This is a genomic window from Paenibacillus sp. VT-400 (assembly GCF_001029205.1).
GTDB lineage: Bacteria > Bacillota > Bacilli > Paenibacillales > Paenibacillaceae > Paenibacillus > Paenibacillus amylolyticus.
In genome coordinates, this window is sequence record NZ_LELF01000059.1 from 71,429 (window position 1) to 88,289 (window position 16,861).

Annotated in this window: 14 protein-coding genes; 2 read left to right on the forward strand and 12 right to left on the reverse strand. The window is 49.0% G+C overall.

Annotation, left to right across the window (positions count from 1 at the left end; genetic code table 11):
- Window positions 1–17: 17 nt before the first annotated feature.
- From EL84_RS07200 to EL84_RS07215, 4 genes are all read right to left on the reverse strand, one after another.
- Window positions 18–860 carry an STM4015 family protein gene (locus EL84_RS07200; protein ID WP_047841203.1) on the reverse strand — a complete coding sequence of 281 codons (843 nt, stop codon included), beginning with the start codon at window positions 858–860 and terminating at the stop codon, window positions 18–20.
- A gap of 348 nt (window positions 861–1,208) precedes the next feature.
- Window positions 1,209–1,832, reverse strand: coding sequence for an XTP/dITP diphosphatase (locus tag EL84_RS07205; protein WP_017692573.1), 624 nt, complete (start codon window positions 1,830–1,832; stop codon window positions 1,209–1,211).
- Between the two features lies 1 nt (window position 1,833).
- A complete protein-coding gene (gene rph / locus EL84_RS07210; RefSeq protein ID WP_047841204.1) occupies window positions 1,834–2,589 on the reverse strand; it encodes a ribonuclease PH in 756 nt (251 codons plus the stop codon).
- Between the two features lie 338 nt (window positions 2,590–2,927).
- Window positions 2,928–3,983: a GerMN domain-containing protein gene (locus tag EL84_RS07215; RefSeq protein ID WP_047841205.1), complete on the reverse strand. Its 1,056-nt coding sequence runs from the start codon at window positions 3,981–3,983 to the stop codon at window positions 2,928–2,930.
- Window positions 3,984–4,255: 272 nt separating this feature from the next.
- On the opposite strand from EL84_RS07215, the gene EL84_RS07220 reads away from it, so the two are divergent.
- Window positions 4,256–4,822 carry a phosphatidylglycerophosphatase A gene (locus tag EL84_RS07220; protein WP_017692570.1) on the forward strand — a complete coding sequence of 189 codons (567 nt, stop codon included), beginning with the start codon at window positions 4,256–4,258 and terminating at the stop codon, window positions 4,820–4,822.
- 161 nt (window positions 4,823–4,983) lie between these two features.
- On the opposite strand, the gene EL84_RS07225 is transcribed toward EL84_RS07220, so the two are convergent.
- The 5 genes from EL84_RS07225 to EL84_RS07245 all read right to left on the reverse strand — a co-directional run bounded on the left by EL84_RS07225 (window position 4,984) and on the right by EL84_RS07245 (window position 9,078).
- Window positions 4,984–5,637 carry a ferric reductase-like transmembrane domain-containing protein gene (locus tag EL84_RS07225; RefSeq protein ID WP_053061408.1) on the reverse strand — a complete coding sequence of 218 codons (654 nt, stop codon included), beginning with the start codon at window positions 5,635–5,637 and terminating at the stop codon, window positions 4,984–4,986.
- A 31-nt stretch (window positions 5,638–5,668) separates the two neighbouring features.
- Window positions 5,669–6,712, reverse strand: a complete 1,044-nt coding sequence (locus EL84_RS30745) for an FAD:protein FMN transferase (RefSeq protein ID WP_053061409.1) — start codon at window positions 6,710–6,712, stop codon at window positions 5,669–5,671.
- Window positions 6,709–7,125 (reverse strand): hypothetical protein, encoded by a 417-nt coding sequence (locus EL84_RS07235; protein ID WP_036605873.1) that lies wholly within the window; start codon window positions 7,123–7,125, stop codon window positions 6,709–6,711. The genes EL84_RS30745 and EL84_RS07235 overlap by 4 nt, the downstream gene beginning before the upstream one ends.
- Before the next feature lie 198 nt (window positions 7,126–7,323).
- A complete protein-coding gene (locus EL84_RS07240) occupies window positions 7,324–8,307 on the reverse strand; it encodes an MBL fold metallo-hydrolase (protein ID WP_047841206.1) in 984 nt (327 codons plus the stop codon).
- A gap of 27 nt (window positions 8,308–8,334) precedes the next feature.
- Window positions 8,335–9,078 carry a class I SAM-dependent methyltransferase gene (locus EL84_RS07245; RefSeq protein ID WP_047841207.1) on the reverse strand — a complete coding sequence of 248 codons (744 nt, stop codon included), beginning with the start codon at window positions 9,076–9,078 and terminating at the stop codon, window positions 8,335–8,337.
- A 232-nt stretch (window positions 9,079–9,310) separates the two neighbouring features.
- On the opposite strand from EL84_RS07245, the gene EL84_RS07250 reads away from it, so the two are divergent.
- The gene (locus EL84_RS07250; protein ID WP_047841208.1) at window positions 9,311–10,186 is read left to right on the forward strand and encodes a DUF72 domain-containing protein; all 876 of its coding nucleotides are present in this window, start codon (window positions 9,311–9,313) and stop codon (window positions 10,184–10,186) included.
- A gap of 190 nt (window positions 10,187–10,376) precedes the next feature.
- On the opposite strand, the gene EL84_RS07255 is transcribed toward EL84_RS07250, so the two are convergent.
- From EL84_RS07255 to EL84_RS07265, 3 genes are read right to left on the reverse strand one after another with little or no spacing between them, the layout of a single operon-like run.
- Window positions 10,377–12,554, reverse strand: a complete 2,178-nt coding sequence (locus EL84_RS07255; protein WP_235431497.1) for a glycoside hydrolase family 105 protein — start codon at window positions 12,552–12,554, stop codon at window positions 10,377–10,379.
- A gap of 57 nt (window positions 12,555–12,611) precedes the next feature.
- Complete coding sequence (locus EL84_RS07260; RefSeq protein ID WP_047841210.1) at window positions 12,612–13,433, reverse strand: polysaccharide deacetylase family protein; 822 nt, start codon at window positions 13,431–13,433, stop codon at window positions 12,612–12,614.
- 17 nt (window positions 13,434–13,450) lie between these two features.
- Window positions 13,451–16,804 carry a glycosyl hydrolase gene (locus tag EL84_RS07265; RefSeq protein ID WP_047841211.1) on the reverse strand — a complete coding sequence of 1,118 codons (3,354 nt, stop codon included), beginning with the start codon at window positions 16,802–16,804 and terminating at the stop codon, window positions 13,451–13,453.
- Window positions 16,805–16,861 lie beyond the last annotated feature (57 nt).

Here is a 16,861-nt window from a genome sequence, read left to right on the forward strand (position 1 = left end):
TTTACACCTGACATCAACTATTCCGTTAACGATGGATAGCGCCAGTCATCCTCATCACTCTGTTGCTGGTCGCTAACATCTACAGATATACCCGATTGGTTCCAGCGACTGATCATTTCATTGGTCATGTAATGGTAACTTAGATCAAGATGTTTCAGTTTCTTGATCTTGTCACTGGCAAGCAACGCCTCAGCCCCTTCATCGGACAACGTTCCTTGCGATAGATCCAGTACTTCAAGTTGATCCAGAATAGATGCTTCAGCTGCTGCTTTGGCAATCTCATCCTGAATTTCACTGTCTTTCAGACCCAAGTAAACCAGCCTTGGAAACAATCCTTTTTCTAACAAAGGGAGTACATCTTCAAGTGATCCATTGAAACCATAATTATCCACACCCAGGTACAGTTCCAGTTTACGCAATTCAGGCAACTTGGCATGGGTGATTGAAGATAACACTTCTTTCGGGAGACCACCACATATAATAATCAATTCTTCAAGCTTGGCATGCTGGAGTGGTTCCAGACTGAGGCCGCTACTGCCCATTACAGAGAATGATTTTAATTCTGGAAAGGCACCTAACAGTGGTGTGAGATTTGTCTGGATAATCCACGATACTTCACATTCTTCGAATCCCATATCTCCAATAAACAGTTTCTTCAATGACGGAAAACTTGGAGCCGACTCGACAAGCGTTCCTATGAACTCATCAGGCGAATTTTCATAAGCCTGTCCCCAATCTCCGATGACCAGACTTTCCAATGAGCTAGCCTCCGGTTTAGCTGCCAGTTCCTTAATTAATTTTTCCATACGAATGCCGTCCTCATAATCATCGTAAGATACAACAAGCTTCACTTCTTGCATGAGTAGATCCCTCCGTTTAAGGTTCATATGTGATTCGTTAGTTTGAATGTTAACCCATACCACACAAGGCTTGCAACTTCTTCCAACTCCAGTCCCAATGAGATTCCCAATCGTGCAATGTAAACCATTTCTCATGTAGGTACAAGAACATACGTTCTTGTATGTGGTCGCAGAAATAACCCTCACCATTAGGTATATGGATGGACCTCACCTAACCCGATCAAATACTTCATTTCATACAAAAAGCGTTAATGGCGGATGAACCATCCCTTCGGAATGCTTCTGTCCTTCCATTAACGCTTTGATGTTCACATATCATGAAGTTAAATCAAAATGTTTCGTTTAGTCTCAGCCTTCAAGTCTGGATACAAGCGCTCTCAGCGCGTGACCACGGTGGCTAATCGCCTGCTTTTGCTCAAGCGTCAGCTCTGCCATCGTCATCTCGTATTCAGGTACATAGAAGAGTGGGTCATATCCAAAACCGCCAGCACCTGCAGCTTGAGCCGTAATCCAGCCTTCCGCAGTGCCTTCTGATTCATACTTATCACCTGTTGTCGGATCGTACAGGACCAGCGCACAGACGAAACGAGCCGGACTTAGTAGCGGCTGCTCGGTGTCCTCACCGGATTTCAACGATTCCAGCGTCTCCAGCAACTTCGCATTATTCTGTGCATCCGTTGCTCCTTCGCCTGCATATCTCGCTGAATATACCCCTGGCTCACCATCCAACAGGTCTACACATAAACCTGAATCGTCTGCCAGAACGGGCAAACCAAGCGCATCACCAACCGCCTTGGCTTTCTTCCAGGCATTCTCCGCAAACGTTACGCCATCTTCTACCACATCCGGCAGCTCCGGATAGTCAAACATGCTCTTAACCTCTTTGCCAAGCGGTGCGAAAGCATGAGCGAATTCACGGACTTTACCCGCATTGCGGGTAGCAACAATGAGGATTGGGCTGTCCAAACTCATCTTAGGCTTCCCCTAATCCACGCGCGCCGATCTTGAGCGCAATCGGTCCAAGCACTTCTTTTTGACGCTCGATCATTTCCAGAATTCCCTGTTCGCCCAGTTCCAACATGTCGTTCAGCTCACGGCGATCAAATGGTGCTTCCTCACCTGTTCCCTGAAGCTCGACGTATTTACCGCCACCTGTCATCACCAGATTCATGTCTACCTTGGCTTTGGAATCTTCATCATAGTTCAGATCCAGTACAGGCTGTTCACCCACAACACCCACACTTACTGCGGCAATGAAATCCGTAATCGGGAACACTTGCAGTTTGTGCTGTTGGGAGATCTTGTTCACGGCAAGCGCCAGCGCTACAAACGCACCGGTAATGGACGTTGTGCGTGTGCCTCCGTCAGCTTGAATAACATCACAGTCCAAGGTAATCGTACGCTCACCAAGAGCCTGCAGATTAACTACCGAGCGCAGTGCCCGACCAATCAGACGCTGGATTTCCATGGTGCGTCCAGTTAATTTGCCGCGATTGGCTTCACGTTGATTCCGAGTATGTGTTGCACGTGGCAACATGGAATATTCCGCTGTTACCCAGCCTTTACCCTGCCCTTTCATAAAGGGAGGAACACGTTCCTCTACTGTAGCTGTACAGATCACCTTTGTATCTCCAACTTCAATCAGTACAGAGCCCTCGGCGTATTTATTCGTGTTCACTGTTAAATTCAGCGGGCGCAGCTGTTCGCTGGTTCGTCCGTTTGATCTCATATTTTCTGCCTCCTACGACTTAAGCATCCTGTAATGTTGAACTTATTCACACTTTTAGAGATTGTTCAAAAAGCTCGCTTTTGATTACGAAAAATGCCTTAAGGCATCATCAGCATCGAATATGGAATTCAGCCGAATAAGCATAAGCTTACGAAGGTTGTTTCCTTCGGAAACATTGTAGTTGCTCACGTAGTTTGCCTACGCTCCGCTACTCCATTTCTAGCTTCATCCCATCTTCTCGGTACTGAAAACCGATCTTTTTGAACACGTATTTTTACGAATCCCTTATATTTTACCAAAGAGTTCGGTTAAAAGCATCCTTAAGCATTCCTTGGTCATTAAATCGGAATTTCGTTGATATATTCAGGCTTGGAAACCGGCGCACTGTAATCCCTGTTGTCGTCACCCATGACCGTTTTTTGGCCGTTCCACTCGATCTGTACTTTGGCATCCTTGCTGGCTGTGTTCTCCGCAGTGGTTAATACGACAGACTGTAACAGCTCGCTTGGCACGATATCCCCTTCGGCAAACATATCATCTTTCAAGGCAACCGTGACCGTGCCATCCTCTGCCGTTTTGACCGATTGCAGCTCGGTTCCGCCTGTCATAACCTCTTCCAGTTCTCCACCTTTGTCAGGTCCTTTGATCAGTTCGTTCAATGCTGCCTGCACCCGATCTTCACCAGGTGTAACCAGACGTGTCACCGGAACATAATATTGGATGCCTGCTGGTGAAGCAGCGGAGAAATAGACCGTGACCGGGCTGCTATTCGTCACAAACGTATCACCCAGATCCAGATTGATTCCCACAGCCCGATTCAGCGGTTCAGGCAACGGCGTGCTGTTCACCGGCATTTGTGTTAACTTTTTGCCATCCACCCAGATCTGCACATTCTCCACATCAGGTGTTCCCGTCAATGTCCACGTGACAGCTTCTAGCATTTTCCGTTCTTCCTTCGCATCATACTTGGCAAAATTACCCGAGAACTCAACGACCGCCAGCTTGTCATCCGCGTGAATCGTTACATTCTGCACAACCGTTCCCTGCGGGAGAACGCCCTGGAATCCTTCAGGCAGCATACCCGCGTAGGCCCCACCTGTGACAAGTGTATCCAGAGCTGTCTTTGGACTGCTTGCGTCTGTTCCAGAAGGAAGTGTCAGGGATACCGGAGCGAGCAGCCCCTGCTGGTCTTGCAGATATACCGTCGTTAACGGGAGCATTGCGAGTGCTCCATTCCCTTCGGCCGCTTGAATCATAGCTGCTTCCTGGATGGGCGGTGGTGGATCAACAGCTTCGGAAGACTGTGCTCCAAACATGCCGCAGCCTGACAATACCATAGGAATACTCAGCAGCGCTGCTGCCGATACCGTACGCAAAGAATGGATCTTTCTCATGATCACGTTCCCCCTCATCATTTTTACAGTTTGTACTACCATGTATACGAGCCTTTGTCCAAAAAATAACTAAAAGATAATAAGAAAAATGTCTATCAACGCACTTTCACGGAAGACAGACCGTGTTTAGCTGAAATTTTCCATGTGGTAATCAAATTGTTCCACTTCACTGAAACTTATAATTTTATTATCTTAAAGAAACGTAAACCAGGTTAATAACGTATTAGGAAGCAAGAGTAGGGACATTGCTAACTTCAGAGGAGGAATCGCCCATGGAACATCCTGAGCAAGAAAAAATCCCTTACAGCCTGAATAGCCGCAAGGTGGCGGAGGCCACAAGGGAATGGCTGCATAAGCGGGGCGTCACGATCCCTGAGATCGCAGAACTGGTCATGTTATTGCAGCAAAAATATTATCCAGGTCTTACGATGGAAGAATGTATCGAAAATGTGGAGATGGTTCTCCGTAAACGTGAGGTACAGAATGCTGTTCTGACCGGGATTCAGCTTGATATTCTGGCAGAACAGGGGCAGCTCATATCTCCTTTGCAGGAGATGATTGAGAACGATGAAGGATTGTATGGCGTGGATGAGATTTTGGCATTCTCCATCGTCAATGTATATGGCAGCATTGGATTTACGAATTATGGTTATGTGGACAAGCTGAAACCAGGGGTGCTTGAACGACTGAATGACAAGAGCCTGGGCCCTGTCCACACGTTCTTCGATGATATTGTCGGTGCGATTGCATCAGCAGCGAGCAGTCGGATCGCCCATCGCAAACAATCCGAGCTTGAAGAAGCACTGGGAGAAAAACCTGTCAGTGATGACGCTGTATAATGCGTAACTTGTTTCATATCTGAAGCCATGTGGAACATTGGACATGTGTATGGATGCTTCGTGAAATAACTGTTCAATAAAATAACTGTTCATGGAAAAAGCGGCCTGATGGCCGCTTCTTTTGCATGTGTAACGATACATATTGGATAATCCACATGTTATTATTTCAGATGTTTAGGTCGTACCGTTCCCACCAAACCAAAACCTTCAACCCAATTCTGCTCGGAAGGTGAACCAGATGTTGCCCGTTTCGGTCCAATCGTGATTTCCGGACCTTTGCGTTCTCTCAACATGCCACGCAACACCGTGATACCGAGAATGCTGAGTCCGGTAAATACATATATCATCCGCATGATGATGTTGCCAGAATCCGTTCCGGTAACCATGCCGTGAACCAGCAGACCAATGAACACCGGATAGGACAACATGTGGAACATGAACCACCATTTACGGCCCAGCTTGTTCCGCAGATCACTGGATAACAGGACAATCACTAATCCGTAGAAGGCTAACGTTCCCAGACCACTGCCAATCGGATGCACGGAGGCGGTAAAAGGAATCAGAAGTTCTCCCCAGGTAAATGGGCTGTAATGATCAATATATAACGTTAATGCGTGCACGAGTCCAAGTCCGAAGGCGAGCCAGGTCGTTCGGGTATGCCATTTGAACATGGCTGCTTTTGGTTTGCCTTTGGCCATAGGCATCCCTTGCGCAATACCCAGAAACACACCGGCAAAGAGCAACACATAAGCAGCAATTCCACTAATTCGAATGATATTCCACGTTGGCAGGTAATCTACAATCCATTGTGCCATAACCGGCTCCCCCATATCTGTTAGACTTGTCCTAGATCAGACTGAAGCGATGATCCGGATCAAAACCGGGCCAATGCTCAGCAAGCGTATCCGTATTCCCTCTAAAATAAATACTCCCATCCCGTGTCATCCACAGGACGTCATGCCGATCGTAATGTCGGTTTAACCAGCCCACGGCTTCGGCACTCCCCAGAATGCATACCGTCTTGGCAATGATCTCGCATTGCGAAGCATGCTGTCCCATAACGGTACACTGCAATACGTCCGTATCTGCAGGCTCCATCGTCCGTGGGTCAATGAGGTGGTGTGCAAAGCTTCCATCCGTATTCTGCCATTGTCTGCGGGAAATACCCGAAGTGGCAACAGCTCCTCGCTGTAAACGGATCGCTCCCGACATAGCACCCTGATTCTGCAAAGGATCTGCTACTTGCAAGGTCCACTGGGAATGGTCTGGTGAACCCCATACTTGAATATCTCCACCCGCGTTAATCAACCCCGCTGGAATACGCAATGTTCGCTGCAACCAGTCTGCGATACGCTCTACTGCCCAGCCCTTAACAATGCCTCCTAGGTCCAACTCAGCTCCGGGGTCCAGATGAACCATCCGGCTACCTTCCCGCTGAATCCAGCTCGGACGGCTGTGGTCATATCGATCTTCCATCCATCCTGATGATTCAGGTGTTCTCGTTCGCAATACACGTTCAATTAATGGACGTTTCAATTGTCGTTGCTGCACCTTCTCGAAGCTTAGATCATATCCCGAAGCCTGAAGAGCCTGCGAGATACCCGGTTGAAAAATCCCTTCGGTCAGGCCAATATATCCATAGGCCAAACTCAAAACTTCATCCATCGCAGCGGAGATGGGCATCCATCCGGTTGAAGCATTCAAACGATTCAGTTCACTGTCTGCAACAAATCGGCTGAAGCGCTGCTCCTGCGTCTCAAACCAATTCTTCACCACGGTTGCTGCATGTTCAGCTTCTTCCCGCCCAGCTGACAGTTGCACTTCAACATCCGTGTTCATCGCACGGAATTGAAATCGGAGCGGACGAGCAACTTGCTCCGTGCGGCTCATGATGCACCTGTACGTGACTGATAGTTGCCACTGCTGTATCCGGAGTCTGTACCCTGGTTATTTTGCCCGATACGCTGAGAATCTGAATAATTCCCCTCGTTACTCGAGCTCTGATCTGGCCGAGCTGCTTGTGTGCTATCGGATGTTCCATTATATTGACTATCATTATTGTCATTGTCCTGCGTGTTCCAGTTGTTGCTGTCCGTTGTACTGTTGATCCATTCATCCATCACATCATCATGCGTATCCACTTGGCTTGAAGCAGTAACGCTTGTATCTGTGCCATTTGCTGCTGCATAGGCCACATCAAAGGCATCCGAAGTTCTTACATATTGAAAAAGTGCAGCCACAGTCAACGTTGCTGCCGCTGAAGCTTGCCATTTTCTCCATTGATTCCGTTTTCTTCTGGTCATCGCTCTTCCCTGCTTTCTTTAGGGTGTGTCTCAAGACATGCCCTAGCGAAGTTCATAGATGTATCATAGGCGCGCTGGCTTAAAAATAGATGAATGAACCGTTAAGAGAGGCTAAAAAGGCCCAGAACAGGTGAATTTCCTGTCCCGAGCCTCTATATAAGATCGTATTATCATTTCATATCGATATCATCATTCCGTTTAGATTTGAAAATAGAACGTGCCATCCGGTTGCTGCTCTTGCTTCACTAGTTCGCGTCGAATTAACTCCTGCAAATGGGCTAACGTCTCACTCATGGCAAACCGCAGTTGATGGGTACCCAGCCGATTGCCAAACATGTGCACACAGATGTCATAAGCATTCGCCGGTGACTCCTGAATTCGCTCCGTCATCTTCTGAAGACGTTCCTCGTGATGAGCCAGCAATTGAACTGTCCGTTCGTTGAACTGGGCAAAAGGATTCCGATGCCCCGGATACGCCTGCTTGACATTCAGCTCCCCAAGACGTTGCAATCCTTCCATATAAGACAATAATGGCTGAGGGTCACTGCCGGGTTGCAGACTGATATTCGGTGAAATCTGTGGCAAAACTGCATCTCCGCACAGAATCTCCATGGACTCCGGCGCATAAAAGGATAAATGGCCTGGGGCATGTCCACCCGTCTCCACAGCAACCCAACGTTTCCCGCCCATATCAAGCCACTCGCCATCTTCAATGGGTGTCACCTTCGGAAGTGGTGTGATCTGCGAAGTAAATGCCTTCATATGTTCATGTATCTGCTCAGTCTTGTCTTCCGGCATACCATGACGACCATAATAATCAGGTAATATTGTATTGATGCGTGAATCAGGTCCCCACATATAGTCGGCCTCTTGGCGGGAGCGTGTGGACATTCGAACGGGTGCCCCCGTCATCTGTTGCATCCAACCCGACAACCCAAGATGATCGGGGTGATGGTGGGTCAGTACAATTTGACGAATATCGCTAAAGGTCAGGCCGAGATCTGCCAGTGCTTCACTCCACTCCTGTTCTGTTTCCGAATTACGCGGTCCCGGATCTATAATAGTTATCTTCCCATCCGGTTCTGATAACACATAACTGTTCACCCATCGTAAGGGAAACGACATGCTGATCTTGACCCGGTGTATGCCCTCTGTCATGGGCATCTCTTCTGTGCGCTTCATGTTATCCCCCTTCCAGACTGTCTCTGTTCACTCCACAGGACGACGACCAACAAAAATCATGCGCGGAGAAGTCTTCTCGTCATATTTCTCTTCATCATAGCCGCCATGTACCTGATCTACCCGGAGTCCGGCGGCACTTAACATCTGACTCAGTTGTTCCCGTGTGTACAACTTCACACGTTCCTGATATACCCGCGGTTCATGTCCGGATGTGGTATCCGTAATGCGAATTTCCTTTTGCACAAACCCTTTCTCAATCTTGCGATACTCCTCAATACGCTGTCCTTCATCCTCTCGAACGGAGTGCTGCACCAGATGACGCGTTACATAAGCCGTATTCATAAAATCAATAATATAGCTGCCACCTGGGCGAAGCATGCGATGAATGGCACGTAATACTTTCAATTGTTCTCCGTCCTCCAGGAAATAACCAAACGATGTGAACAGATTAACTACAGCGTCAAAGCCACCTTTCAGCGGCAGTTCACGCATGTCTGCGTGACACCAAGATACTCGGTGTTCAGTGTCCATTAGGCGCGCTTCACGTAGAAGCACATCGGACAGATCAACTCCGGTCACTCGCAATCCTGCGTCAGCAAGTGCCATGGAGTGCCGTCCCATACCGCAGCATAGATCCAATACTTCAGAATTGGGCTCAAGCTTCAACCAATTAATCATTTTATGTACTTCCTGATGGGCACCCTGCACATCCCGGTGCTTGTATACGAGAAGATAATCTTCTCCAAAACTCTTTTCATACCATTCCGTCATCCATTCTCGCCCTCCACTTGGTCACTGGCTCTCTATCTGTAGTACGCTATGTACAGGCCTGATCATTTCCCCTAGCTTTAATGTATTGTAACGTCTTTATTCTGCAAACTCAAAAAATTCCAGTAATTTTCCAACATTGAAGAGCCAAAATGCACACGATATAATGTTAAGCATATGCCTGCAAATCGGTTAATTATAAGAGGTTGTTCAAAAAGCAACAGGAGGTGTTCTTATGATTCGCATCGGACTTACCGGATGGGGGGATCAGGAAGATCTCTATCCAAACCGTACCAAAGCCAAAGACAAGCTTAGTCTATACGGACAATACTTCTCCACCGTGGAGGTGGATAGTTCCTTCTACGCCGTTCAGCCGCGGGATCGAATGGCACGATGGGCTGCCGAGACACCCGAATCCTTTGCTTTTATCATCAAAGCCTATCAGGGAATGACCGGACATCTGCGAGGCAAACCATACTTCACCAGCACGTCGGAGATGTATAAGGCTTTTCGGGAATCACTGGAACCCGTCATTGAAGCTGGTAAAATGCAGGCAGCCTTGTTTCAATATCCACCTTGGTTTGAGTGCAATAAAGACAACGTGAAAGAGCTTCGTGAAGTAAAACTTCGAATGGAGGGCATTCCGTGTGCCCTGGAATTCCGTCATCGTAGCTGGTATGAAGGTGACATGCGCGAGCGGACGCTTTCGTTCCTGAAAGAGCAAGGCTGGATTCACAGCGTCTGTGACGAACCTCAGGCAGGTCTAGGTTCTATCCCCATCGTGCCACAGGCGACAGATTCCGAGATGACGCTGGTGCGCATGCACGGACGCAATGTGTCCGGGTGGCATCAGAATGGTGCGCCTAATTGGCGCGAGACCCGTTACCTGTACCGTTACAACAAGGAAGAATTGTTGGAGTGGAAAGGATATCTGGAGCAATTGCAGGAGCAGAGCAAGGATGTCTATGTTATTTTTAATAACAACTCCGGTGGCGATGCAGCGACGAATGCCCAGATGATGATGGACCTGCTGGATCAGCCGGTGAAGCCTTTCCCTGACCGTTCTGAACCGGAGAAGGAAGAAGGACCGGAGCAGCTGGAGCTATTTTAATACGTGCTATAAACGGAGTTATTCATATTATTGGGTGAAGGTAAGTGTATTTATCATTGCTATTATGCAGATCGGATTCGAAATTGGAAACAAACTAAAAGCGGCAAGCCCGGGGGCTTTGCCGCTTTCTTTAGCTGGTAATCTACCTATAGAAGGCTATCCACAAATATCCGTTCAGTTGCGTCAAACATCAGCGCTGCGCGGCTGTAACCGAAGAATCGATATGCGCCTCACGGAGCTGCTGGTTCATTTTATGCGCTTCAATGCCTGCCAAGAGCACAATGCCGATCCCATGGGTATCGTTTAGATTCCATCCCAGATCATCGCGATAATACAAGGCGGTAAACGAGTACCCGGAACCCCGGCATACCCCGTATATATTGCCTTTATAGTCAATCGACAAACGTGTCATGCCGTACCATCCTTTGCGTACTGCCTCCAGATAGGGCTCTGGCTGTTCCAGCCAGCCTTCCCGAATACCACGGGCATAAGCGTAGATGAACATGGACGTGCAAGAGGTTTCTTCATATGAATCCGGGCGGTTCAGCACCTGATGCCAAAGCCCATTTTCCCCTTGCAACGCTAAATAACCTTCACTTAAATCACGATAGAACTGTAATAGTTCCGACCGTTTCACATGATCATGTGGCAGGATGGATAACAATTCGGTTAAGGAAAAGAGCACCCAGCCGTTCCCTCGTCCCCATGGAATACCTGTCGCCCGACCACGTACAAAATCATACACATGGGACATGATCTGTTGATCGGGAAGGTAGAGGTATTTACGGAACATCAGGAACTGATTGACCGCATCATCCCAATACGTCGCATCTCCTGTCAACTGACCATAACGCATCAGAAAAGGTGTACTCATGTACAAGTCATCACACCACATCGTTTCCTGACGCATCTCTCCACTGCCGCGAACCCGGTAAAAGGCACCATCCTCCAGACGTTCCTGCTCATCCGTAATGTAGCCCGCAATCCGATCCGCAGTATCTCTTCCCCCACGAATATCACCCAACTCCATCGCAGCAAGCAGCGTAGACCCAAACGAACCGCAATCATCCAAACTGTCGATGGCAGACAGCTGATTATTAATCCCTGCCGCACCGTACCCTTCTCGATCCCACAGACCATAGCGGTCAAATGAAGTACTCAATTCAATATGTTGCCGTACATACTGAATGTAATCATCCCGTCCCAATTCCTGTCCCGTCTGGAGTAGTCCAAGCAGGGTAACGCCAAGCGGATAATTCCACTTTCCGTAATGTGTGTTCTCCAGATAGGGACGAACATGCGTATCAGGAAGATCTACCCGCCAATACACACCTTGTGCACCATCATCAAATACGGTATCTGTTCGCACGATGTCGGCATGCGATGGTTCAGCACCGGGAGCAAACACACCCGTGTACAGCCAGGGGTTAGAACATCCCGCAACCGGATGAGGCGATTTCAGTCTCCAGCCTTTGGAATCCGAACGCTCGGCATATTCCAACGTGAATCCCCATGAGCCGCCGACTGCCTGAATTTCACCTTTCGCTACCAGATCGGATGTACCGTAACGGCGAGGAAGTTCAACGCGGAAATTACCGCTGCTTCCAGCAGAGTATACTTCCGTGCCATCCACATACAGGGTCAAAGCTCCATCATGACATCCTTGTAAAATAACTGGCGTTGATCCGGGCAAGGTTACATCCAGTTTGGACCACGCATAGGCAACAGCCGGTTGTTCCGTTCCAAAGATGCGGGCAAAAGAACCCATGCTCTGCTCCTCATCTGTCCAGCCCCTGCGCGGATACCAGGTAAGACCCGTTTCTTCTTCCGTCATGCCGTCACGAGGAAGAGATACTACAGGTTCATCGACGGGTTCCGAATATAACCAGCCCTCCTGACCCTGACGATCTGCCCCAGGAGTGAGGAAGTGCAGCGGGAAATTTTTGAACGAGGCTGTTCCGTAGATACCGCCGAATCCCACTTCTGTTTTGACAAAACACAGCAATACATCATTCCAGCCATAGTTCACGGAAATCGGAATCTGGGTTCTTCGCTCGGGAAATAACTCCTGTAACAACTCAGACTTGAATACCTCTTCACCGTTCACGTAAATCGTCACCGGACTATAACAGTTCAGGCCCGTATTTAACGTTGCATTCTGCTCGCTCCATAACTTGCCCCATACATACACGTATTGCCCTGCATGCGCCTCTACGCATTTCTCATTCAGATTCAGGTCGTAGCAGTAGTCCCCACGTCTACGAAAACCTCCCTGATGATAGGCTCTGAACAAAAATGAATGTTTCGGATGATCGCCAATATAACGCTGAGCCACCGTTGTCAATATATCCGGAATTGAATCGTACACCTTGCCTGCAATTGCCTCGTTCTCATGAAAATAACGAATGATCGTCAGCTCCCTTCCTTATACCTTGATTCGTTCGCTTAGCCGCAATGTCTCTCCGCCCTGCACTTCAACAACCTGTTGATCTGCGGTGAACCAAACCGGGATGGCAGACGGATTATGGATGATGGAGCGATCTGCTGAACACTCCAATCGTTGCACCGCTTTCCAATAAGCAATCACTTCGATGTTCGTGGCATACCAGATATCGTCCCTGCCGCCAATCTGCTCACCGAACTGTTCGATGATCTCCCAGTTGTCGTTGTCATTGAACTCATAACTGTGACCCCAGACGTAGAGTAATAGTGGCGTACCTGTTTTGGAATGTTGGATAAAACGTTTGGCATGCCCCGCCAGATCATGGTTATGATGACACGTCGGATGCCATTCAAGCGACCGATCTGGCAACGTGTATCTGCCATGTGATTCAACGGTACGGGCATAATCAATGCCAAGCCACTCCAGCTTTGTACTTAACGCACGGTCGTACCCTCCGTTGGGATAAGCCATGCCTCGTACCGGATAACCGACGAGCTGCTCCAATGCTTTTCGGTCTTCGATAATCTCTTCGGTCAATAGTTCATTCGGAACATAAGGCAGCGTAGGGTGAGTAACCGTGTGAACGGCTACTTCATGCCCCGTATAAAGTTCAGCGACTTCCCCAGCCTCAATGCGGCCTGGATTACCCAGGGTACCGGAGTTCAGATTAAAGGTTCCCCGCAGACCATACCGATTACAGATTTCCACCAGTCTGCGATCATGCACCACTCCATCGTCATAACTGAGCGTTAACGCTTTCATCACACCACCTGGATAGCGGTCAAACTGAATACGATGTCCCATTCCTTACTTCCACTCCTTTATCCCAATTCTTCAACAGGTACATGACCTGCATCCTGTAATCGATGATGTTCTGAATCAAAATATGTACCTTCCAGCAGGCCAATTAATGTGTTCGTGATCCGTACTTCAATGTCGTTGTCTCCCGGACGCAACCAGGAGGCCTCTCCTTTCCAACGATACGGAGACCAGCATCTCACACCCAGACTATGTCCGTTCACCCGCACTTCCGTCACATCCTGCACCCGCCAATCGCTAAATTCTAATTCAAACGAGGTAATATCTTCCCCTGGCTCATCCAGCCAGAACGTGCGTTTATAACTCATTTCCCCGGCAAAATGGGGATACAGCGGCTGCGGTTCTGGTCCGATACAAAGGGCCGTGTCCGACTCCCGCACGAGCGAAGCCATGCCTTCATGATGGAACTCCACGCCGAATCTTCCCTGTAGATACAAGGGATCCACAATGCCATCCTCATCTTTCGTTACCTGTACGATGACCGTCATTTCGTTGAGACCGCTGTGCAGCAACTCCGTAATCTCACAAGCGATGTTATTGTGGTCGGTTATTTCGATTGGATCGAATTGTTCTTTTCCAAGTGGTTGCCCATTAATCTCCATGGACCAAGTGCCCGAGATCGCCGCTCTGTCCATGAATAAAAGGCATGCAGGCAATGCCGTTCTCAGTTCAAATGTGGTCGTATAACGGCACTCGATCGGGTAAGCAACGGATGCCTTTTTCGGTGTGCCAAATACCTGATTAAACTGGACTGGCAGATGCTGCTGCTCCGATAATTCTGCCGCCTGATCAATAAACGGTTTTACAGCTACATGCTGGCTTTCCAGAATCACACCATTAACATTGGAAGCCTGAAGATGGAATTGTCCCATTCGCAAAATGTTAGGCTGCACCGTTTCCAGTCGCCATGGCTCTTCCGAAGGGACCATGATCTTACTTGCTTGATTGGCCCCTGCCAAAACATCCGCTCCGAACGTCGAACCCGTTTTGTCTGTTACATCCACCTTCGTTGGTACTACCTCTGTCCCCGCAGCTTGTAAAGTAAGGCGTACAGCATGCGCTTCATAAGGCGCCAGTGTTAGTGAAATGCACCATTCCCCACCACTACTCGTATACGGCAATGTCTGAAGCTGCCCTGTCTCCAGATCAAGTCGTTCTGCCACCAGACAAGCGCCCTCTGTCAGATCCGCTCCATCCCACAGCTGTCTGGCGACCAGCTTCAATTGACCCTTCAGGTCCTGACCCTCCTGATTGGTCAAAAAAACCATGTGCTCTCCAGCCGACAATTGACGGGTGTGCATCAGCAGGGAGGCACTTTCCTCCTCCATGATCCAGCAGATGGGTTCCGGCAATACCTGATCGAGCAGGAGAGAGATTAGCTCCAGCGAAAAGTCATCTCCTTGCCCTGTTCCTGCGGGTAGAAAATAAGCATTCCCCTCACCCCGATGCCACATGGTTTCACGGTTATCGTGATCTGTTGTCACGCTACGGCCCCAGTACACCTCTTGCGGCTGCTCGCCCGCACCAAAGAACTGGGCAGCTTCCTCTCCCTCCGGACTTCCCGGCTGAATCGCAATATACGGAGGCATCCCAACAGAGATGACAGTTCCTCCCTGCCGAACAAATCGCTTCACCTGTTCCCAGGCCACGGCCTCCAGATTCAGCATCGGTGGCAGAATCAGTACGTCATAACGGGCAACGCCGATCTGAATGATGCCATCCGTTAAGTCAGCTTCAGCCAACAATTCGGGGTCAAGGTGATCATAGTCCCGTCTGTTTTCGAGCAGATGTGTCGTGATCCGCATCCAGTCCTTCGTTAGACGATCCAGTTGTACTCGCTCGGTTTCGTCCTCGCCGCTATACTCAAATCCATGGAGCGGATTACCCATCAGACTCCAGAATGTCGTCGTTGGGTCAAGCACGGCAATACGAATGTCTGCTGTTCCGGTGCTCATGAGATAGCTCAACCGTCCGGTGTAATCCCCTAACTGCCGGAAATGCTTCCAGTAGGGATTCTGCAAAAATTGAGACGGTGGTGCGTCATGCTTCGCAAGTCCACCAATCGTATAGAAAAAGGCGTGAAAGTTATAAAAATTGGTGCCCATGGCGGCCATTCGATCAATCATCCACTTGGCATCCTGTAGCGTCATGGACCAGCCTACACTGTGAAAACATTCAATCAGATTGCGGCTTCGGCCCAATTGCCGGGCAAGCGAACTGACCATCTTGGGATTGTCACGCATCTTTTGGCCATATCGTTCCAGAATCCACGATAAGGATCGTCCGATTTTCTCATGTGCCGAATCACCACCTGGCATATGGCTGAACAACTGGGTGGTCATCCGTACGCCAGGCACTTCAGCCGCATACTGGATTCCTGCTTCCTCACACCAATCATGCACCTGTTTGTGATAGGACTCCCGGAGAAGCAGGTGCAGCGACTGGTAATAGTCATACCGAATTCGATGCGCGTCCGGAACATCACCATATATCAGGGCCGGTAGCGAATCGATCAGACTATAACCACAACGCTCACTGAAATAACGGGGAAGTTGTGGCGACCAGGGGATACGACCCAGTGGTGCGATCTCATCTGAGAACATGCCTTTGATTACGCTTTCAAATCGATCTCCAACCGCTGACTTATAACGCTCATGAGTCAGTTCAATAAAACGACTCATCGCTTCCTTGTGGCATGGATCAACGAAGTTGCCGTAATATTTGAAATCATCGATCTCTTTTTCCTGAAATATAACCAACTCCCAATCACCCACGGGAACATCCCACAATAGACGGAAAGCTGTTCGGTAGGTGAAAAACCGCTTACGATTATACGAGGTGAGTCCGGTCTCCTGATAGACTTGATCGGTCTGGATATTGCCGATTTTACTGCGCAAGTCAATGGATTCCTGCCACAACCGTTTGCCCTGTACATCCTTGGGAATCGCCTTGGCAACCAACACTCGTCCCCATGGCAACTCCAGATCCACAGCTTCTCCACCCTGAACCACCAGCTGGTGATGTATGAGCTGTCGCTGCTTCGCTTCAGGGAAATCAAGGGTCACTTCTCCGCCAGCCATCCCGCTTGGATATGGATATTCGTCATATAACCATACCTGCATGCCATGGTCGGCAGCTGCCTGCACTGCAACCCGCACCTTATCGAACCATGCTTCAGAGAGATAGGGAATCTGTAGTCCCTGACGCGGACAGATGAAGAATCCGCCTACACCTTGCGCGGCCATCTCGGCCACCTGCCGCTTAATCTGCTCTTCTTCCATATCCCCGTTCCAGAACCAAAAGGGATGGACCCTGTACTGCGCCTCGGGATTTTCAAATGCATCCCCATTCCACATGTTGCCTTCCTCCCTGCATGTTCAAGAGTGGTCGTTAAACTTTACCAATAACGTTCA